Raw genomic sequence first — 20,931 nt, 5'->3', positions numbered from 1 at the left:
CTCTCCCTCCTCAGACGGCAATAGTCAGCAGCAGGATCACCAGTGCGGCGATCACATACAGGCAATAAAGACGGAAATCGCCGCTCTGCAGGTACTGCACCGTGCGGGCAATGCGTTTGGTGAGACTGACCAGCGGCAGGATGATTTTGTCGTCCCAGAATGGTTCTGTCCGTGTGGCGGCGAACGTAACCCCGCTCAGGCTACGATTGAGCGGCACGGCGGGATCCAGTTGCTTACGCATGCGATAAAGCGGGCCGAACATCACACGTAGTGGTTGGGTGAAACTGCCAGCAGACGGTGCCATGCCTTTTTCCCATGTGTAACCGCAGGCCCATGCGTCACCGGTGCGGCGGAACTGGCCGCGCGTCTGACGATTGACGTACCAAAAGAGGCCAGGAAGGAGTGGCAGAGCAATCAACAGCAAGAAGACCACCGACGGCGTCAGCACAGCCTGATGGGCATCGCCCGGCATCAGTGTGGTGCCCTGGACGACGCTCAGCGTGTCTGGTGTGGTGAGGGACTGCGCAATGAGCAGCAGGTGAGGCGCCACCACGCTTGCGCCCACGCCCGCCAGCACGCAGCACAACGCCAGCAGACACATGGCAATGACCATCGGCCAGGGAACTTCACGGACATGCTCCGCTTTTTCACTGCGGGCATTACCACAGAAACTCACGCCATACACTTTGACGAAGCACATCGCAGCAAGAGCTCCTGTGATGGCAAGCATCACAATGGCAATTGGGCCGGCAAGCCGCGGGATAATGGCGTCTACCCGGGTGAGGGAGAACAGCGACTGATAGGTGTACCATTCACTGATAAAGCCATTGAGTGGCGGCATGGCGGAAATGGCCAGACAACCAATCAGAAATGCCCCTGCGGTCCAGGGCATCCGTTTTGCCAGCGCCCCCATTTTTTCCATATCGCGGGTATGTAAACGGAAAATGATTGCCCCGGCGCCAAGGAACAGCAGACCTTTGAACAGCGCGTGGTTAAGCAGGTGAAAGAGCGCACCAAGCAGACCGATGGCGGCAATCAGCGGATGATGGAGCGCAATGCCCGCCATGCCGGTTCCTACGCCCATCAAAATGATGCCGATGTTCTCGACCGTGTGCCAGGCCAGCAGACGCTTAATATCGTGCTCCGCCAGTGCGTAGAGTACTCCCAGCACTGACGACACCGCGCCAAAGGCCAGCACCACCACGCCCCACCATAAAGGAATGCCACTGTGACCGAGAAGATCGATGCCGACTTTGATGATCCCAAAAATACCGATTTTGACCATCACCCCGGACATGAGTGCTGATGCGTGTGACGGTGCAGCCGGGTGTGCACGCGGCAGCCAACTGTGCAGTGGGAGCATCCCCGCTTTCGCCCCGAAGCCAAAAAATGCCAGCAGGAACACGGCGGAGGCAGTACCGGGCGATAACGACAGCTCGCGGAAGCTGGCAAAATCCAGGCTGCCGCTCTGCCGCCACATCAGGAAGAAGGCCACCATGATCAGCACGGAACCGGCGTGGGCGATAAAGAAGTAAAGCAGTCCCGCGTGGATAGATTCGTCATCCTGGTCGGTGATAACCAGAAACCAGGAGGCCAGTGACATCATCTCGAACAGCACGATGAACCAGAAGGCATTGTCCATCACCACCAACCCGACCATCGAGGCGATAAACAGATTCATAAAGAATCCCATCGCGCCGACACCTTTGCCGATGTATTCGCGCACATAAGAGAGTGAGTACAGACCACACACTGACACCAACAGCGAAATCACCAGCACCATAAAGGCTGCGAGGCTGTCCATCCGCACGATGAAATGAGCAAAGGGGAAAGGCCCCGTCGCTTGCCATAGTAATGTTTTTCCGCCTGAGAGGGCGGTCAGGGCGCTGGCAAGGCCAGATAGCCCACCGGCCATCGCCGAGATACCGGAGACTTTTATGGCCAGCGCTTCCTGACGAGCCAGTAGCAGAGAAAGGATGCCACCGGCAACGTACAACAATATTGACCACATCAATAATTGCAGGGCATCCATTAGCGTTGCTCCGGCGTAGTTGAAGAGGAATCGAAAGTCATCTCTGTCGTGTTCCGGGCAGCCAGCAATCTTCGTGCTGCCAGTTGTTTGCTGAGTGTGTCTTCGGCAACCAGATGCAGTGCATGAGTTGGACAGGCTCTGATACAGGCCGGGCCTTCCGGGAGGAAATGGCAGAGGTCACATTTGACGGCGATGGTCTGCACGCCCGCGTTCCAGCGTAGAAATGGATGCACGGTTTGCGGGCTACCGGGTACATCCCTGAGCTGTGCTTCAGGGACGAAGTGTTCGTAGCGAGAGGGGATGTTTAAAGGGCGGCTGCCTGATGGGGTGATGGCCCCAAACGGGCAAACCAGACCGCAAAGTTTGCAGCCGATACACAGCGTTTCGTTAAGGTAGACGGCATCGCCCTGAAAATTGATGGCGTTGACCGGGCAGACCTGTTTACACGGGGCATCATCACAGTGTCGGCACATTACCGGGGCGGTTTTGGTCTCTGTTTTCACCAGCGTTAAACGGGGGTGATGCTGTAGTCCCTGCGTTTTATGTACATCCGAACACGCGGCAAGGCAGGTATTGCATCCTATACACCACTCGGGATCTGCAATCACAAAGCGGTTCATGTCGGCTCCTTGAGAAGAAAGCAAAATACGTTGAGCCTCCTTAAGCATAAGGTGTGCCAATGTGTAAAGTTGTTAATTTTCAGTGTGTTGGGTTTTTAGCGGGCGCGCTGAGAACAAAAGTGATGGTCAGAGGGGGGGAGTAAAAGCGGATGTCGGCACTAGTGTCGATAGGGTGGCTTAAATGTGATACTTGTCACAAAAATAAGTTGGGTGAGCACAAAAGTAATGACGGCCCACGAGGGGGCCGTCATTGAAGACAGTCTCGATACGCGAAAAATATCAGGCGTTTTCTTTCAGCCAGTTAAGCACGACGTCATGGTGATTACTGGTTTTGAAATCATCAAAGACATGCTCAACTTTACCGTCCGCATCAATCAGGAAACTGGTGCGATGAATTCCATCATAGGTTTTGCCCATAAAGGATTTTTCGCCCCAGACACCAAACTGCTCGCATGTCTGGTGATCCTCATCGGAAAGCAGCGTAAAGTTCAGCAGCTCTTTTTCGGCGAAACGGGACAGTTTTTCCGACTTATCGGTACTGATGCCGAGAACATCGACACCGATTTTCTTTAACTCATCCATGTTATCGCGAAGGCCGCATGCCTGCACGGTACAGCCTGGGGTCATCGCTTTCGGGTAGAAATAGACCAGAACACGCTGTCCCTGGAAGTCGGCCAAATTTACTTGTTCTCCGTCTTGATCCGGCAAGCTAAATTTCGGTGCAATATCACCGGCTTTCAGTGGATTCATTACTTAACTCCATCCTGTTCATCATGCTGTGAATAGTTGACGACATTTATACTGCCCTGTGCATTCAATTCTGTACATAGGGCTTTAAATGCCTGCTCAATATTTGATGCATCTTGTGATGCGGGACTGTGCGCGGTTATCTGAATAAACAACTGTGCAGCCGTCTCGTGAGAGCTGGGTTGTGTTCGTGAAACCAGTTCTGCAATGTTCATCTGGTGCGCGTCGAACAGCGCGGTAAAGCGCTCGATCAGATGAGGGGAGTCCGGAACATCCACTTGTACCCATACCGTGGCGGGCATCGCCGGCCGCGGTCGGGCAACAGTACGCTTCATCACAATCAGCAAATCCAGTTCCGCGCCTTTAAGCGGCAGTGTCGATTCAATCAGCGTGATGGCGTTCCATGAGCCGGAAAGTAACATGATGAAGGTGAATTCATCCCCCAGCATCGCCAGGCGGCTGTCTTCAATATTGCAGCCACAGCTACTGACGTGGCGGGTAATGGTATTAACGATACCTGGCCTGTCGGCACCCAGCGCAGTGATAACCAGAAAATGTTGTGATGAGGCTGTCAAACCGGTGCTTCCTGTCAAACCTGAGATAATCATAAGGAAAGCATAAAAAAAACCGGCATACAACCGCTGGAAGCCCCTCAGGTCGCTTGCTTTTCTTGCGGGACCACACGTACCATTGAGATTCTTGTTTGCACAGAGGATGGCCCATGTTCACGGGAAGTATAGTCGCGCTTGTCACGCCAATGGATGATAACGGTAAAGTCTGTCGGCCAAGCCTTAAAAAACTGATTGATTACCATGTCGCCAATGGAACATCGGCGATTGTTTCTGTAGGAACGACGGGTGAATCCGCCACACTCAGCCATGAAGAACACGGCGAAGTGGTGTTGATGACGCTGGAGCTGGCGGACGGACGTATTCCGGTTATCGCCGGGACAGGTGCGAATGCCACCGCCGAGGCCATCAGTCTGACCCAACGTTTTAACGACAGCGGTGTTGTTGGCTGTCTGAGTGTTACCCCTTACTACAACCGTCCGACGCAAGAAGGGCTGTTCCAGCATTTCAAAGCCATCGCTGAACACACCGATCTGCCACAAATTCTGTATAATGTGCCCTCGCGTACAGGCTGTGATCTCCTGCCTGAAACAGTGGGGCGTCTGGCGAAAATTAAAAATATTATCGGTATTAAAGAAGCCACCGGGAACTTAAGTCGCGTTCATCAGATCAAAGAGCTGGTTTCAGATGACTTCATCCTGCTCAGCGGCGACGATGCAACCGCAATGGACTTTATGCAACTTGGCGGTAATGGCGTGATCTCCGTCACCACGAACGTGGCGGCGCGTGATATGGCCGATATGTGCAGACTGGCAGCGGAAGGGCATTTTGCTGAAGCTCGCGTGATTAACAAGCGTCTGATGCCATTACACAACAAACTATTTGTCGAACCCAATCCAATCCCAGTGAAATGGGCATGTATGGAGTTGGGGCTTGTGGCAACCGACACGCTGCGCCTGCCGATGACACCGATCACCGATAACGGTCGTGAAGTGGTTCGTTCTGCGCTTAAGCATGCTGGATTGCTGTAAAGTTTAGGGAGATTTGATGGCTTACTCAGTACAGAAGTCGCGCCTGGCGAAGGTTGCGGGTGTTTCACTTGTGATGTTACTCGCGGCCTGTAGTTCCGATTCACGCTACAAGCGTCAGGTTAGCGGTGACGAATCCTATCTGGATGCTACACCGCTTGCGGAACTTCATGCGCCTGCGGGCATGATCCTGCCGGTGCAACGCGGCGATTACAATATTCCTGTCACTCAAGGCGGCGGTGCTGTCGGTAAAGAACTCGATATTCGCCCACCGGCCCAGCCGCTGGCGCTGGTAACGGGTGCTCGTACGCAATTTACGGGTGACACCGCAACGCTGATGGTCGAAAACGGTCGCAACACCAACCTGTGGTCGCAAGTGGTTAGCGTTGTCCAGGCGAAAAACTTTGCGATTGCCAAGCGTGATGATGCCAGTCAGACCTTGTCCACCGACTGGGTTGAGTGGAATCGTCTTGACGAAGATCAGCAGTACCGTGGTCGTTATCAAATCTCGGTTAAACCGCAGGGCTATCAGCAGACGGTCACCGTTAAGCTGGTCAACCTGGAGCAAGCGGGTAAACCGGTTGCCGATGCTGCATCACTTCAGCGCTACAGCACTGAAATGCTGAACGTGATTTCTGATGGCCTTGATAAAACAGCAACCGCTGCCCAGAATGCCGCTGAAAACCGCAGCGTAACATCGCTGGACGTGCAGAGTGCAGCCGATGATACCGGTCTGCCGATGCTGGTGGTTCGTGGCCCGTTCAACGTGGTTTGGCAACGTCTGCCTGCAACGCTTGAAAAAGTGGGCATGAAAGTGACCGACAGCACGCGTTCTACAGGCAGCATGGCAGTGACCTATAAGCCATTGTCTGACAGCGCATGGCGCGATCTGGGTGCACGCGATCCTGGACTGGTTTCTGGTGACTACAAACTGCAGGTCGGCGATCTCGACAACCGCAGTAGCCTCCAGTTTATCGATCCGAAAGGACATACGTTGACGCAGTCGCAGAATGATGCCCTTGTGGCCGCATTCGAAGCCGCTTTCAACAAGTAAATCTAAGGGCCGGAAACCTCCGGCCTTTTTTTATTTCATCGACGCAAACGTGTGCGTCGGGGTAAAATAGCTTTTTTAGTTAAATCATCACACCTGGAGTGACAAAGATGCAAAAGCAAGCTGAGTTGTATCGTGGCAAAGCGAAGACCGTATACAGCACGGAAAACCCGGACCTGTTGGTGCTCGAATTCCGCAATGATACGTCAGCAGGGGATGGCGCGCGCATTGAGCAGTTTGACCGTAAAGGCATGGTGAACAACAAGTTCAACCATTTCATTATGAGCAAACTGGCAGAAGCGGGTATCCCAACCCAGATGGAAGCACTGCTGTCCGATACCGAATGTCTGGTCAAAAAACTGGATATGGTCCCGGTTGAGTGTGTCGTGCGTAACCGTGCTGCAGGTTCGCTGGTTAAACGTCTGGGCATTGAAGAAGGCATCGAACTGAATCCGCCGTTGTTCGACCTGTTCCTCAAAAACGACGCCATGCACGACCCGATGGTGAACGAGTCTTACTGCGAAACCTTCGGCTGGGTGAGCAAAGAGAACCTGGCGCGTATGCAGGAACTGACTTTCAAAGCGAACGACGTACTGAAAAAACTCTTTGATGATGCCGGGCTCATCCTCGTTGACTTCAAACTGGAGTTTGGTCTGTTCAAAGGCGAAGTAGTGCTGGGCGATGAATTCTCTCCGGACGGCAGTCGTCTGTGGGACAAAGAGACCCTGGACAAAATGGATAAAGACCGTTTCCGTCAGAGCCTGGGTGGCCTTATTGAAGCCTATGAAGCCGTTGCCCATCGTCTGGGCGTGAAGCTCGACTAATCCCGCCTGAGCACGACTGACCAGAGGGTGCCTGCATCCTCTGGTTTTCTGCATCTTTTTTCTTATGGTAATCCTCCCCGCAACCGCCTACGATCACTCTTATTATCCGGGAAGTTGAGGTGTTTATGCGCTGGCAAGGGCGTCGAGAAAGCAACAATATTGAAGACCGGCGCGATGAATCCGGCGGACGTGTTATTCGTGGCCCCGGTTTTCGTCTGCCTGCTGGCAAAGGCGGAATTATCCTGCTGGTTATCGTTATCGTCGCCAGTTATTACGGCGTCGATCTGACTGGGTTTATCACCGGCCAGCCCCCTACATCGTCTTCGCAACAGCGCTCTATCAGTCCGCAGGAAGATGAGTCGGCAAAATTCACCAGCGTCATTTTTGCCACTACGGAAGACACCTGGGGACAAATCTTCGAAAAAATGGGACGTCACTACCAGCAGCCAAAGCTGGTCATGTATCGTAACCGAATTACGACAGGCTGCGGCACCGGGCAATCCATTATGGGGCCGTTTTACTGCCCGGCTGACAGCAAGGTCTATATTGACCTCTCTTTCTACGATGAAATGAAACATAAATTAGGTGCCGATGGTGATTTTGCGCAGGGGTATGTGATTGCCCACGAGGTGGGTCACCACGTGCAAAAATTGCTTGGCACCGAAGCCAAAGTGCGCCAGCTCCAGCAAGGAGCAAGCCAGGTACAAAGTAATGCACTCTCGGTGAGAATGGAGTTGCAGGCCGACTGCTACGCTGGCGTTTGGGGCCATAGCATGCAGCAGCAAGGCGTGCTGGAGGCGGGCGATCTGGAAGAAGCGCTGAATGCCGCGCAGGCCATTGGCGACGATCGCTTGCAGCAGCGAAGTCAGGGCCAGGTTATCCCGGATTCCTTCACGCACGGTACTTCCGCGCAGCGCTACAGCTGGTTTAAACGGGGCATGGAAACAGGCGATCCAGTGCAGTGTGATACCTTTGGGCGTTCGCTTTAATTCATTGCAGGGAAGAGCGGGATGCAACATCTGAATACCCTGAGTGCGCAAATGGCGCGTGAAGGGATCCGTCGGCTGCTGGTCATCGCGGGTGATGAGACGTGGAGTGAGCAGCAGGCCGATCGTCTACGGGAAACACTAACGGGCGACTGGTTGTGGGTCGGTGAAACGGCCGAGGGCTTGCAGTGCGCACCTGCGACATTAACCACCATGCTGGGGCGCGAATTTACCCATGGCGTGCTGGATGCGCGACGCGGTTTTGATGTCGCGGCCTTTGCGGCGCTAAGCGGTACGCTCAAGCCTGGAAGCTGGCTGGTATTACTCACCCCGACTTTGCACAACTGGTCTCAACAGCCTGACGCGGACAGTTGCCGTTGGTGTGACAGTCCATCACCTGTCCCGACCCCACGCTTTATCGACTATTTTTGCCGCAAGCTGCAGTACAACGATGATGTTCTCATCTGGCAACAGGATGTGCCGCTCTCTCTTCCTGTTATCACCCCTCGTGCCGCCTGGCACGCTGCAACGGGTGCACCTGAGCGAGAACAGGCTGAGATCCTTGATGATCTCCTTGTTCTTCCACCTGGCATTATGGCGGTAACAGCGCCGCGTGGCAGAGGAAAGTCTGCCCTGGCAGGTATGCACGTGTCGCGATTGCAAGGCAATGCGATAGTGACGGCACCTTCGAGGGCCTCAGTGGAGGTGCTCGCCCGTTATGCGGGGTCAATCACGTTCATGGCACCGGATGCTCTGCTGCAACAGATTAAAGATATCCATATCCCCCGGCCTGACTGGTTGATTGTGGATGAAGCTGCGGCGATACCCGGTCCACTCCTGCATCAACTGGTGGGCGCGTTTCGCCATGTGCTTTTGACCACCACGGTTCAGGGCTACGAGGGCACCGGTCAGGGTTTCATGCTGAAATTCTGCGCCGGTTTTACCTCGTTGATTCATCGCCAGTTGCACATGCCTTTACGCTGGGCTGCGGGCTGTCCGCTTGACGCTTTTGTCGGTGATGTGCTTCTGTTTGATGAGCAGCAGTCGCTGATAAAACCCGAAGGAGAAGGGATCATTCAGGCGTTGAGTCAGCATGAATGGCTGGAGGATCCGCAACGTCCTGCCTCTCTCTATCGTCTGCTTTCCAGCGCTCACTATCGTACCTCACCGCTGGATCTCCGCCGGATGATGGATGCGCCTGGGCAACATTTTTGGCTCACGTCCACTGCGACCGACATTCTGGCGGGGTTATGGCTGGTGGAGGAGGGGGGACTTTCTCCTGAACTGAGTGAGGCTGTGTGGGCCGGTTTTCGTCGTCCACGTGGAAATCTGGTGGCGCAGTCCCTGGCCGCTCATGGTGGAAGCCCGCAGGCGGCGACCTTGCATGGCCTGCGCGTAAGTCGCATTGCTGTGCATCCTTACCGACAGCGTGAAGGGCTGGGGCAGGCGCTGATTGAACACGCTAAAACGTACACGTCAGGCTGCGATTATCTCTCCGTCAGTTTTGGCTTCACCGACGAACTTTGGCATTTCTGGCAACAGTGCGGTTTCCAGCTTGTACGGCTGGGAAGTCACCGGGAAGCCAGCAGCGGCTGCTTTACGGCAATGGCGTTGTTGCCGTTAACCGAGACCGGGAACACGCTGGTGGCGCATGAGCAGCGTCGTCTGGCGCGCGATCTGCCCTGGCTTGATGAGTGGAAGACGCAATCTTTGCCACTGCCTGTTGTTGCGGATGTTCTGATGAATGAGGATGACTGGCGTGAACTGGGTGGATTTGCTTATGCCCACCGTCCTCTTTCCGCCTCTATTGGCGCACTTGGGCGGCTGCTCTCGACTCTTGATTTGCCCCTTCCTGGATTACGAACAAAACTGTTGGAACAGTGTAATGATAATGACATGTCTACCCGGTTTGGGCTTTCCGGGCGCAAAGCCGTGCTGCTGATGCTGCGTCAGGAGGCCGCTTCGGCGCTTGCTTACCTTGATGCTTACCGTGCGACTGAAATGAAAGAGTGGGTGCGGAAGCTGCAATTTTTTTAACTAACTCATTCAGTTAAATGTCATGGTTATTATTCTTCCCCGGCGTAAACTGCTCTCAACAAATGAAGGAGACCGCCATGAAACATGACCATTTTATTGTGCAAAAGCCGGACAACGCCGCGAAACAACTCCTGCTGTTCTTCCATGGCGTGGGCGATAACCCGGTGAATATGGGCAACATTGCCAGCTGGTTTGCCCCCCTGTTCCCGGATGCGCTGATTGTCAGCGTCGGGGGCGTCGAGCCTTGCGGGCCAAATGGGCGCCAGTGGTTTTCCGTGCAGGGCGTGACGGAGGAGAATCGCCAGGCGCGTATTGATGCCATCATGCCAGTCTTTATTGAGACGGTACGTTACTGGCAGCAACAAAGTGGTGTAGGGCCGCAGGCTACCGCACTGGTGGGTTTCTCCCAGGGTTCTATTATGTCTCTGGAAAGCCTGAAGGCGCAGCCGGGCCTGGTGTCACGTGTGATTGCTTTTAACGGGCGCTATGCCAGTCTGCCGAAAAAAGCCTCCCGGGCAACGACAGTCCATTTGATCCACGGTGGTGAAGACCGGGTTATCGATCTGGCTCATGCGGTGGCTGCGCAGGAAGCGTTGTTACAGGCCGGTGGGGACGTCACGCTGGATATCGTGGAAGATTTAGGCCACGCAATTGACGATCGCAGTATGCAACTGGCGCTGGATCACCTCCGTTTTACCGTACCGAAGCACTATTTCGATGAAGCATTGAGCGGAAGCAAGCCAAGCGACGACGACATTATTGAGATGCTTTGAATGAATTGCCCGGTGGCGTTATGCTCGCCGGGCAACACTGGCACAAGATTACTTCTTCTGATCTTTCTTCGGCCAGTCGTCTTCATCATCCCACTTATCGTTAAAATCACGATGCGGCGGGAGATCGGGCTTGTTAGCGAGGAATTTTTTATGATCGACGCGCTTGAGATCTTTAATTACGTTCAGCACAACGCCCACTAAAAAAACCAGTACTAAAATCCACCAATATTTCGATAGCCAGTCCATGCTTCCTCCCCGTCAGGCGATGATATTTTCCATAATGCGTTGATACATCCGTGCAAGCAGCTGCAAATCGGCGGCGTTCACGCATTCATTGATTTTATGAATGGTGGCGTTTACCGGTCCCAGTTCAACCACCTGAGCCCCCATACGAGCGATGAAACGCCCATCTGAAGTACCGCCAGTGGTGAGCAACTGCGGCTTGATCTCATTATAGTGCGCAATGGATTTAACCACCGCATCCACCAGCTTACCGCGCCCGGTCAGGAACGGCTGACCTGAGAGCCACCAGTCGATGGTGTAACGCAGTTCGTATTTGTCCATCAATGCCGCGACACGGGCTTTGATCATTTCGTCCGTCAGTTCGGTACTGAAACGGAAATTGAACTGCACGTACAGGTCGCCAGGAATGACGTTGTTGCTGCCGGTTCCTGCCTGAATATTGGCAATCTGCATGCTGGTGGGCGGGAAATACTCATTGCCTTTATCCCACTCGATAGCCACCAGTTCATTGAGCATGGGGGCCGCGCGGTGAACCGGGTTATCGGCCAGGTGCGGATAGGCCACATGCCCCTGTACACCATGAATGGTGAGATTACAGGTCAGTGAACCACGGCGACCATTTTTCACCACATCGCCGACTACCTCGGTGCTGGATGGCTCGCCGACTAGGCAGTAGTCGAGACGCTCGTTACGCGCCATCAGGGTTTCCACCACTTTGACCGTGCCATTCGCCGCACTGGCTTCTTCATCGGAGGTGATCAGGAATGCGAGGCGGCCTTTATGGTTAGGATGGGCAGCAACAAAACGCTCTGCAGCAACGACCATTGCCGCCAGCGAGCCTTTCATGTCTGCCGCGCCACGACCAAATAACATACCGTCGCGGATCGTCGGTTCAAACGGGGGATTGATCCAACGGTCGGCATCGCCAGCAGGCACCACATCAGTGTGGCCCGCAAATGCCAGGGTTTCCCCCTGACCGCGCCATGCCCAGAAGTTTTGTGTGTCACCAAAGTTCATCGGCTCAATGGTGAAACCGATAGCTTTCAGGCGTTCAATCATTAACGCCTGGCATCCTGCGTCATCGGGACTCAGAGAAGGGCGACGAATAAGCTGCTGCGTCAGCTCAATAACCGGGCACGACATAAACTACACCTCGTTGATAAACTTCTCATAACTGGATTCATTGAAACCCAGCAGCATAGGCTTACCGGGCGCGCAGAGCAATGGGCGTTTGATGATTGCTGGCATTTCTAGCATTAGTGTGGCGGCAGATTGCGCATTATCGATACTTAAACGCAGCGATTCGTCCAGTTTTCGCCAGGTGGTGCCGCGCGTGTTGAGCAATGCTTCCCACCCCAGTTGATCAATAAAAGTATGCAATAAATCTGCATCAAGTCCGTCAATACGGTAATCGTGAAAGCGGTACTCAACCTGGTGGTCATCAAGCCAGCGCCGTGCTTTTTTGATGGTGTCGCAGTTTTTGATGCCGTAAAGCGTATGCATGGTGAATCCTTTTGTCTTAATTTTTGTTAATCGCGCAGAATATTAGAATAACATTCATAAAGCACGCGTCGACATAATATCATTCGCAGAGTAATCGTCTCTGCACTTATTAATATGTAATGAGAAGTTATGCTATCAGTAATATGTACTAGCCTGCGAGTGTGAATGACAACAAGGAATGAAGAGGACTTTTATATCGACGAATAAATAAACAATGATTTTACCAAATGGTAAAAAATCGCATTTGCTGTCACTCAATAGTTACGTTTTTTTCACACGATAAATAACCCTCAGGCCAGTATTCATCGGGTTTTCAGGGTTTGTTTCTAAATGTTGCTATCGCTCACATAAAATAGCGCCGGGGTGGCTCATAGTTATTTCATTAACGCAAATGCTATGAGAGACCAATCAAAGGAATTGGTGAAAATATCTTCACAGCGATGTCGGGTTCTCGTAGAATACGCACAATAATAAGAGAGGTAGTTATGATTGAACGTGAACTGGGGAACTGGAAAGATTTTATCGAAGGTATGCTTCGTAAATAATTTCCAGAAGAATCATAAAGCAGTGAGTGCTTAAAACGATAAAAGTGTGAATAACATCACGCAGTAAAAGGCGACCCGTAATGAGGTCGCCTTTTTTATTGCCTGTTACTTCTGCGGCTCTTTCAGCGGGAAACGCCGTCTGACCAGCACGAAGAATAACGGCACAAAGAAGATGGCGAGAACGGTAGCGGAAATCATCCCGCCCATCACCCCGGTCCCTACCGCGTGCTGGCTACCAGATCCGGCTCCCGAACTTGTCACCATCGGCAGCACGCCAAACACGAATGCCAGTGAGGTCATCAGGATCGGGCGCAAACGCTGACGGCAGGCGTTAAGCGTGGCCGACAGCAAATCGTGACCTTTGGCGTTCATTTCGTTGGCGAATTCGACAATCAAAATGGCGTTCTTCGCTGAGAGTCCGATGACGGTGAGTAACCCGACCTGGAAATAGACATCGTTTTCCAGACCGCGCATCCAGGTTGCCAGCAGCGCACCAATGACCCCCAGCGGTACCACCAGCATGACCGAGAACGGCACTGACCAGCTCTCATAGAGTGCAGCCAGACACAGGAACACTACCAGCAGCGAGATAGCATAAAGTGCCGGGGCCTGTGAGCCCGACAAGCGCTCCTGGTAGGACATTGCCGTCCACTCCAGTCCAAAGCCACCAGGGATTTGGTGCACCAGTTTTTCCATGGTGTCCATAGCTGAACCGGTACTGATGCCCGGTGCCGCTTCACCGACTATCTCAACAGCAGCATAACCGTTGTAACGCTCAAGACGCGGTGATCCCGTTTCCCAATGTGAAGAGGCGAAAGCGGAGAAGGGCACCATGCCGCCGCTGCTATTACGTACATACCAGAGATTAATGTCGCTCGGCAGCATGCGATATTTTGCCGCGGATTGAACATAGACCTTTTTCACACGACCACGGTCCATAAAATCATTCACATAGCTTGAACCCCAGGCGGTTTGCAACGTGTCGTTGATGTCATCAATCGACACGCCTAACGCCTGGGCTTTACGCTGATCAATATCAATTTGCAACTGCGGGCTGTCATCAAGACCGTTGTGACGCACGCGCGTCAGCGTGCTGTTGCTGTCGGCCAGCTCGATAAGCTTATCGCGAGCAGCCATCAGGGCGTCATGCCCGGCACCGGCGTGATCCTGTAATTCCATATCGAATCCGGCTGAACTGCCCAGCCCGCTGATGGCCGCCGGGTTGCTGGCGAAGACTCGTGCTTCATTAATATGGCGGAAGGCTTTGGTGGCGCGTTCAATAATGGCAAACGAACTGCCGTTAGTCGGATCGCGCTCTTCCCAGTCTTTCAGACGGACAAACATACGGGCAACGTTCTGACCATTCCCTCCCGGACCGGACCCGACGGTGGCAAAGACCGATGACACATTGTCTTTCTCGTTTTTGAAGAAATAATCTTCAACCTTCTGTACCACTTTCAGCGTCTGTTGCTGTGTCGCTCCCCCTGGCAATTGCACGGAGGTGATAAACATCCCTCTGTCTTCCTGCGGTAAGAATGAGGTGGGCAGGCGCAGGAACAGAACGACCATTGCGGCCAGCAGCAGCACGTAAAGCAGGATCCAGCGCAGACTGCGATGCAGGATTTTAGCCACACCGTTTTCATAGCGATCGGCACTGCGGTTAAACCAGCGGTTAAAGGCACCGAAGAAGCCTTTTTCGCCGTGATGCTCACCTTTGTGCAGCGGTTTCAATAATGTGGCACAAAGGGCAGGGGTGAGGATCATCGCCACCAGCACCGACAGCACCATGGCTGAAACAATGGTAATGGAGAACTGACGGTAAATTGCCCCGGTCGTGCCGCCGAAGAAAGCCATAGGAATAAAGACCGCAGAGAGCACCATCGCAATCCCGACCAGTGCACCCTGAATCTGGCCCATGGATTTGCGCGTCGCTTCCCTGGGCGTCAGCCCCTCTTCGCTCATAATACGTTCGACGTTTTCGACCACCACGATGGCGTCGTCCACCAGCAGGCCAATCGCCAGCACCATGGCAAACATGGTCAGGGTGTTAATGCTGTAACCAAAGCCGTAAAGCACAGCAAAGGTCCCTAGCAGTACCACCGGTACAGCGATGGTCGGAATTAAGGTTGCGCGGAAGTTTTGCAGGAAGAGATACATCACGAGGAAGACCAGCGCGATGGCTTCAAGCAGCGTTTTCACCACGTCGATAATGGATTCTTTAACGAAGGAGGTGGTCTCGTAGGCGACTTTGTATTCCAGACCGTGCGGGAAGTAGTTTGCCAGCTCATCGAGTCGGTTGATGACCAGCTTCGCCGTTTCCATTTCGTTCGCGCCTGAGGCCAGTTTTACCCCGAGACCTGATGCTGCGTTTCCATTGAAGCGACTCAGGTAATCATATTTCTCCGCCCCCATTTCAATGGTGGCGACGTCACCGAGTTTTACCTCAGAGCCATCCTGGTTTACCCGTAGCGTAATATTTCGGAACTGCTCAGGCGTTTGCAGTAATGACTGTGAGTTAATGCTGGCATTCAGCGCCTGGCGATCGACAGAAGGCGTTCCTCCAAGCTGACCAACGGCAATCTGTGCGTTTTGGGATTTAATCGCCGCAGTGACGTCGCTGGTGGTCATTTGCACGCTGTTAAGTTTTGCCGGATCAAGCCAAATGCGCATCGAATATTGTGAGCCGTAGGCGTCAATATCCCCCACACCGTTCACACGGCTGAGCGGGTCCTGAATATTACTGGCAACATAATCGGCGATATCCTGCTTATCCATTGACCCATCGGTAGAGACAAAGGCGATGGTCAGAATATTGGTGTCCCCGGTTTTACGTACTGTCACCCCTTGCGTTTGTACTGCCTGAGGTAGTTTTCGCAGGGCGGACTGAAGCTGATTTTGCACCTGCTGGACTGCTTCATCCGGGTCGGTACCAGCCGTGAAACTGAGCGTGACCGTCGCCTGACCAGTACTGCTGCTCTGAGAGGACATATACATCAGATTATCGAGGCCTGTCATATTCTGCTCGATAACCTGGGTAACGGTGTTTTCCAGCGTTTGTGCAGAAGCACCTGGGTAGTTTGCGGTAATACGGACGTTAGGGGGAGCCAGGTCGGGATATTGCTCAACAGGTAAAGAGATAATGGCCAGCGTTCCGGTAAGACAGATCAGGATCGCCAACACCCACGCGAAAATGGGGCGATCAATAAAAAAATTCGCCATCAGAAATAAGACCTCGTTTTGCTGCCATCATTATTTTGACATTGCTTGAATCAATGTAGCGTTAACCGCGAACCTAATCGTGGAGAAATAAAGGAGAAAGTGTAAATTATCATGCAAAATCAAGGCATAAGCATGCATAAGTACCTTTAACTCAAATTTTTTCCCGGCACGCTAACAGTAGTTTGCGTTTAATTACGTTTGTTGGCTTTTTATGCTTATGGCTGGAACGGGAAATTTAAACTGAACGAGCGTTCCTCCGCCAGACGGACATGAAAATGTCAGTGTTCCACCCAATCGACTGGCGCGCTCGCGCATAATACTGAGTCCATAATGTCCTTCAGATTGGGTATGACTGATCCCTTTGCCATTGTCACGGATATAAACAGAATAAAGTCCATCAGGATCGGTGACACAACTGACGGTAATGCTGGTGGCATCGGCATGCTTAATGGCATTAATTACCGCTTCCCGGACGATTTGTAACACATTGACCTGCTGCTGTGCATCCAGCGCCAGCGTCGGGAGGCGGCAGTCGAGCGTCACTGTGGCGGGGGTCTGACTTCGCAAAATATCCAGTGCCTCGCGCAGAGCGGAAGGCAAATCGCTTTGTGAAACGGTCAGTCTGAAGGTGGTCAACAACTCTCTGAGCTGGCGGTAAGCATCATTTAAGGCCCTGGAGAAATCGGCAATGATGGTCTGCGCAGCCGTATTATCTTCCGGCACGGCCCGTTTAAGCAGGGCCAGCTGGATGCGTAAATATGAGAGCACCTGAGCGAGTGAATCATGCAGCTCTCCGGCGATAGTGGCTCTCTCTTCCATCAGCATGAGTTGCTGGTAATGTTTCTGCGCCTGGTTGAAGTAAAGGCCACGTCCAATGATGACCGCCACACTGTGCATGAGCGGCGCGGAGGCTTGCGTATGAGGGCTCTGCCAGCGTAACTCACCAAAGACGTTCTCTTGCATACCTACTGCCAGTGAACTGACGGGCATGGCCTCTTGCTTCTCTCCGTGCTGTATCGACCAGTGCTCTCCCACATCGAGTTCCAGAAAGGTTGCGGCTTCATGGTCATAGACTATCTGCAGAATGTGACGAAAACACATCACATCTATCTGGCCGGTATTGAGCGCCTGCGAACATTGATACAACACTTCCAGTCGACGATGGGCTTCATTCAGGTCGCGTGTCTTCTCTTCCACCTGTGCTTCCAGGGTCCGATAGAGTTTGTGCAATTCACCAGACATGCGATCAAAAGTGGAGGCCAGTAGCCCTAATTCATTGTCTAAATGGTCGTTGAGTAACGGATATGTAAAATGCCCTTGTTGAATATGCGTACTTGCGATCATTAATTGATTAAGGGGTTTAACAACCTGCTGACGAATGCGTTTGAGGGTAAAAAACACCAACAGAAAAATACCGCCAGCACCCACTAGTGAAATCCCCACGACCAGCAACATTTTGCGTTCGGAGTAGTGCTGTAGTGCGAGGACAAACTGATCAATGTTGTTTACATACTGCTGAATATTTTTTTGATACCAGACCTTATCGTTTGCACCTAAACGCACATCCATCTCTTTCCAGCTTTCCTGTAACTGTGCGTAGCGTTCTCCCACAATATCAGGCACATACCAGCGATTGAGCTGCTGTAAAACCGGTGAGTTTAGGGATTTTTGATAACTCTGGCGATGGGCTGCCATGTCTACGGCATCCCGCTCCAGGTCATAACCCAACCGGTAGCTCTGCATGCGAAGTGAACCTGCGATATTCACCGCTTCGGCATCGCGCAGGCTGCTGGCTAGCGTCACCAGAGCGACGCCGGTAGAGAGCAGCGAGAGCAGAACAATATAGAAAAAGGCTTTGGCAAGGCTTGCCGATACAGGCTGTTTTACGGTCACAAAAGCGGTTCCTGCTACCTGAGGCCAGCTCACAACAGAACGTCGTCAGGCGGCTCGTCAAATGAGATTAGTTTTCATTTATGGCGCAATAAATTGATCTGCAACATGCGCGTGACAATTAAGCAACTCTTTTGTGCAAATGTACATTGCCGGACCTGAATAGCCCAGGTAAATACATTGGTCATATAAAAAACAAGGTTTATTAAACCAGAAAAGAAGGTTGCCATGAATCGTTTTATTATGGCTAACAGCCAGCAATGTATAGGGTGTCGTGCTTGTGAAGTGGCGTGCGTGATGGCGCATAATCAGGAACAGCACGTTTTAAGTCATGACCATTTTCATCCCCGAATTACGGTTGTAAAAAACAAACATCAGCGCAGTGCAGTCACCTGCCATCACTGCGAAGCAGCTCCTTGTGCCCGCAGTTGCCCTAATGGCGCGATCAGCCGCGTCAATGACTCAGTGCAAGTTAACCAGGATAAATGCATCGGATGCAAATCCTGTGCGGTTGCCTGTCCGTTCGGCACCATGCAAATCCTGATAGAGCCTATGGGTAACGGCATGGTGAAGGCCAGCGCGCATAAATGCGATCTTTGCGTTGACCGTTCTGAGGGCCCGGCTTGCGCACAAAACTGCCCGGCGGATGCGCTGCAGTTAGTGAGCCATGAAGGGCTGGCGGATCTGGCTAAAAATCGCCGCCTGCGTGCGGCAAGTCAGGAAGCGCAGCCGTGGCATAGCATGGCTGCGCTGGCTCCGGCGTTTAACGATCGTAAAGTAAAGCAGATGCTCAGAACGCCGCCACGCGGTGAGCCAGATAAACTTGCCATTGCTGCCCGTAAAACCAGCTTCGATGAGATCTATCTGCCGTTCCATGCCGATCAGGCGCAGCGTGAGGCTGAACGCTGTCTGAAGTGTGGCGATCATAGCGTGTGTGAATGGACCTGCCCGCTGCATAACCATATTCCACAGTGGATTGAGCGTGTCAAAGCCGGAGACATTGATGCCGCGGTGGAACTGTCGCACCAGACCAACTGCCTGCCGGAAATTACCGGGCGCGTCTGTCCGCAGGACCGGCTGTGTGAAGGGGCTTGCACCGTTCGTGATGATTACGGTTCTGTCACTATCGGCAACATCGAACGCTATATCTCCGATCAGGCGCTGGCGAAAGGTTGGCGGCCCGATCTCCAGCACGTTAAAGCAGTTGATAAACGAGTCGCGATTATTGGTGCCGGACCAGCAGGCCTGGCCTGCGCAGACGTACTGGCGAGACACGGCGTCAGTGCGACCGTGTTCGACCGTCACCCTGAAATTGGTGGCCTGCTGACGTTTGGTATTCCGTCATTCAAGCTGGATAAATCCCTGCTGGCTCGTCGTCGTGAAATCTTCAGCGCGATGGGTATTCAGTTTGAGCTGAATTGTGAAATCGGCAAAGACATCACTTTGCAGTCGCTGGTGGATGAATATGACGCGGTCTTTGTCGGAGTGGGGACCTATCGCTCGATGAAGGCGAACCTGCCTAATGAAGACGCGCCAGGTGTGTATGACGCCTTACCGTTCCTGATTGCCAACACCAAACAGGTGATGGGACTGTCTGATTCTCCTGAAGAACCCTGGATCAACACCGCGGGCTTGAATGTGGTGGTACTTGGCGGTGGCGATACGGCGATGGACTGCGTGCGAACCGCATTACGCCACGGGGCGGCGAACGTCACCTGTGCGTATCGTCGCGATGAAGCCAATATGCCGGGGTCAAAAAAAGAGGTCAAAAACGCCCGTGAAGAGGGAGCCGCGTTTGAATTCAACGTCCAGCCAGTCAACATTGAGCTGGATAAATCCGGCAAGGTGAAAGGCGTTCGCCTGCTGCGTACCCAGCTTGGAGAGCCGGATGCAAAAGGTCGTCGCAAACCAGTACCAGTTGAGGGCAGTGAATTTGTGATGCCTGCGGATGCGGTCATCATGGCCTTCGGCTTTAACCCGCACTCTATGCCGTGGCTTGAATCGCAGGGGGTGCAGGTAGACGACTGGGGACGCATCGCCGCCAGTGTGAACAGTCATTACCGTTACCAGACCAGTAATACGAAGATTTTTGCTGGTGGTGATGCGGTTCGTGGTGCAGATCTTGTGGTCACGGCGATGGCGGAAGGTCGCCATGCCGCACAGGGCATGATGCGCTGGATGGGCGTGAAAACACCCGGCGGGCATTAATTCTCCGTCGCGACAAACCAGGCTCCGCCGCGTAATATGTAGCTGACTGTATTACGGTGTGGAGCCTGTATGTCGTTTAAAATTGACCTCATTAAAGACAAAGTCCTTTCTGATAACTATTTCATTCTGCGCAATATTACCTACGATCTGACACGTAATAACGGTGAAGTGATCCAGCATAAACGCGAGGTTTATGACCGGGGTAACGGCGCGACTATCCTGTTGTACAACCGTGAAAAACGGACAGTGGTGTTGATTCGCCAGTTCCGTATTGCGACCTGGGTTAACGGCAATAAAGACGGTCGTTTGATTGAAACCTGCGCGGGTCTGCTTGATAACGACGAGCCAGAAGTGTGCATTCGCAAAGAGGCTATCGAAGAGACAGGCTACCAGGTGGGTGAAGTACAAAAGGTCTTCGAGCTCTACATGTCTCCGGGTGGGGTGACTGAAATCGTCTACTTCTTTATTGCCGAGTATGATGAAAGCACACGAGCCAACAGCGGTGGCGGTGTTGAGGATGAAGATATTGAAGTGCTGGAATTGCCGTTTAGCGAGGCGCTTTCTATGGTTTCGAACGGAGATATTCGAGACGGCAAAGCGGTGATTTTATTACAATATTTAAAATCATCAGGTCTAATGGATTGATTTTATTGTAG

Annotated in this window: 18 protein-coding genes; 9 read left to right on the top strand and 9 right to left on the bottom strand. The window is 52.9% G+C overall.

Translation table 11 applies throughout. From position 1 onward, the window contains the following. Positions 1 to 10 precede the first annotated feature (10 nt). From hyfB to AC5JPW_RS19780, 4 genes are all read right to left on the bottom strand, one after another. Positions 11 to 2,032: a hydrogenase 4 subunit B gene (gene hyfB / locus AC5JPW_RS19795; RefSeq protein WP_494242813.1), complete on the bottom strand. Its 2,022-nt coding sequence runs from the start codon at positions 2,030 to 2,032 to the stop codon at positions 11 to 13. Beyond that, the gene (locus AC5JPW_RS19790) at positions 2,032 to 2,652 is read right to left on the bottom strand and encodes a 4Fe-4S dicluster domain-containing protein (RefSeq protein ID WP_494242812.1); all 621 of its coding nucleotides are present in this window, start codon (positions 2,650 to 2,652) and stop codon (positions 2,032 to 2,034) included. The genes hyfB and AC5JPW_RS19790 overlap by 1 nt, the downstream gene beginning before the upstream one ends. A 279-nt stretch (positions 2,653 to 2,931) precedes the next feature. Then, positions 2,932 to 3,402: a thioredoxin-dependent thiol peroxidase gene (gene bcp, locus AC5JPW_RS19785; protein ID WP_494242811.1), complete on the bottom strand. Its 471-nt coding sequence runs from the start codon at positions 3,400 to 3,402 to the stop codon at positions 2,932 to 2,934. Further along, a complete protein-coding gene (locus AC5JPW_RS19780) occupies positions 3,402 to 3,974 on the bottom strand; it encodes a glycine cleavage system transcriptional repressor (RefSeq protein WP_494242810.1) in 573 nt (190 codons plus the stop codon). The genes bcp and AC5JPW_RS19780 overlap by 1 nt, the downstream gene beginning before the upstream one ends. Positions 3,975 to 4,120: 146 nt before the next feature. On the opposite strand from AC5JPW_RS19780, the gene dapA reads away from it, so the two are divergent. The 6 genes from dapA (at position 4,121) to ypfH (ending at position 10,667) form a co-directional block, all read left to right on the top strand. After that, the gene (dapA, locus tag AC5JPW_RS19775; protein ID WP_494242809.1) at positions 4,121 to 4,999 is read left to right on the top strand and encodes a 4-hydroxy-tetrahydrodipicolinate synthase; all 879 of its coding nucleotides are present in this window, start codon (positions 4,121 to 4,123) and stop codon (positions 4,997 to 4,999) included. 16 nt (positions 5,000 to 5,015) lie between these two features. Then, positions 5,016 to 6,050: an outer membrane protein assembly factor BamC gene (bamC, locus tag AC5JPW_RS19770; RefSeq protein ID WP_494242808.1), complete on the top strand. Its 1,035-nt coding sequence runs from the start codon at positions 5,016 to 5,018 to the stop codon at positions 6,048 to 6,050. 107 nt (positions 6,051 to 6,157) lie between these two features. Continuing rightward, positions 6,158 to 6,871 (top strand): phosphoribosylaminoimidazolesuccinocarboxamide synthase, encoded by a 714-nt coding sequence (gene purC, locus AC5JPW_RS19765; protein WP_458046252.1) that lies wholly within the window; start codon positions 6,158 to 6,160, stop codon positions 6,869 to 6,871. 125 nt (positions 6,872 to 6,996) lie between these two features. After that, positions 6,997 to 7,860, top strand: a complete 864-nt coding sequence (ypfJ, locus tag AC5JPW_RS19760) for a KPN_02809 family neutral zinc metallopeptidase (RefSeq protein ID WP_494243886.1) — start codon at positions 6,997 to 6,999, stop codon at positions 7,858 to 7,860. A gap of 21 nt (positions 7,861 to 7,881) precedes the next feature. Beyond that, a complete protein-coding gene (locus AC5JPW_RS19755) occupies positions 7,882 to 9,894 on the top strand; it encodes a tRNA(Met) cytidine acetyltransferase TmcA (protein ID WP_494242807.1) in 2,013 nt (670 codons plus the stop codon). A 77-nt stretch (positions 9,895 to 9,971) separates the two neighbouring features. Continuing rightward, positions 9,972 to 10,667, top strand: a complete 696-nt coding sequence (gene ypfH, locus AC5JPW_RS19750; protein ID WP_494242806.1) for an esterase — start codon at positions 9,972 to 9,974, stop codon at positions 10,665 to 10,667. Positions 10,668 to 10,715: 48 nt separating this feature from the next. Here the strand turns inward: ypfH and AC5JPW_RS19745 are convergent, their stop codons facing one another. The 3 genes from AC5JPW_RS19745 to AC5JPW_RS19735 are packed head-to-tail and all read right to left on the bottom strand — an operon-like array spanning position 10,716 to position 12,413. After that, positions 10,716 to 10,913 (bottom strand): YpfN family protein, encoded by a 198-nt coding sequence (locus AC5JPW_RS19745; RefSeq protein ID WP_458046256.1) that lies wholly within the window; start codon positions 10,911 to 10,913, stop codon positions 10,716 to 10,718. A 12-nt stretch (positions 10,914 to 10,925) separates the two neighbouring features. After that, complete coding sequence (dapE, locus tag AC5JPW_RS19740; RefSeq protein ID WP_494242805.1) at positions 10,926 to 12,053, bottom strand: succinyl-diaminopimelate desuccinylase; 1,128 nt, start codon at positions 12,051 to 12,053, stop codon at positions 10,926 to 10,928. A gap of 3 nt (positions 12,054 to 12,056) precedes the next feature. Continuing rightward, complete coding sequence (locus AC5JPW_RS19735; protein ID WP_494242804.1) at positions 12,057 to 12,413, bottom strand: ArsC family reductase; 357 nt, start codon at positions 12,411 to 12,413, stop codon at positions 12,057 to 12,059. Between the two features lie 485 nt (positions 12,414 to 12,898). Here AC5JPW_RS19735 and ypfM point away from each other — a divergent pair, with 485 nt between their 5' ends. Then, a complete protein-coding gene (ypfM, locus tag AC5JPW_RS19730; RefSeq protein ID WP_015572204.1) occupies positions 12,899 to 12,958 on the top strand; it encodes a protein YpfM in 60 nt (19 codons plus the stop codon). Between the two features lie 105 nt (positions 12,959 to 13,063). On the opposite strand, the gene acrD is transcribed toward ypfM, so the two are convergent. After that, entirely contained in the window at positions 13,064 to 16,177 is a 3,114-nt protein-coding gene (acrD, locus tag AC5JPW_RS19725) for a multidrug efflux RND transporter permease AcrD (protein ID WP_494242803.1), read from the bottom strand. Between the two features lie 192 nt (positions 16,178 to 16,369). Continuing rightward, complete coding sequence (narQ, locus tag AC5JPW_RS19720) at positions 16,370 to 18,070, bottom strand: nitrate/nitrite two-component system sensor histidine kinase NarQ (RefSeq protein ID WP_494242802.1); 1,701 nt, start codon at positions 18,068 to 18,070, stop codon at positions 16,370 to 16,372. A gap of 225 nt (positions 18,071 to 18,295) precedes the next feature. Between narQ and aegA the strand changes: the two genes are divergently transcribed. Both aegA and nudK read left to right on the top strand, forming a co-directional pair. After that, positions 18,296 to 20,275: a formate-dependent uric acid utilization protein AegA gene (aegA, locus tag AC5JPW_RS19715; RefSeq protein WP_494242801.1), complete on the top strand. Its 1,980-nt coding sequence runs from the start codon at positions 18,296 to 18,298 to the stop codon at positions 20,273 to 20,275. A gap of 69 nt (positions 20,276 to 20,344) precedes the next feature. Continuing rightward, positions 20,345 to 20,920 carry a GDP-mannose pyrophosphatase NudK gene (gene nudK, locus AC5JPW_RS19710; RefSeq protein WP_494242800.1) on the top strand — a complete coding sequence of 192 codons (576 nt, stop codon included), beginning with the start codon at positions 20,345 to 20,347 and terminating at the stop codon, positions 20,918 to 20,920. The last annotated feature ends 11 nt before the right edge of the window (positions 20,921 to 20,931 follow it).

The sequence above is a fragment of the Phytobacter sp. genome (genome assembly GCF_059074235.1).
The sequence above is the reverse complement of the archived record's forward strand: the minus strand, read 5'-3'. Positions and strand labels throughout refer to the sequence as shown.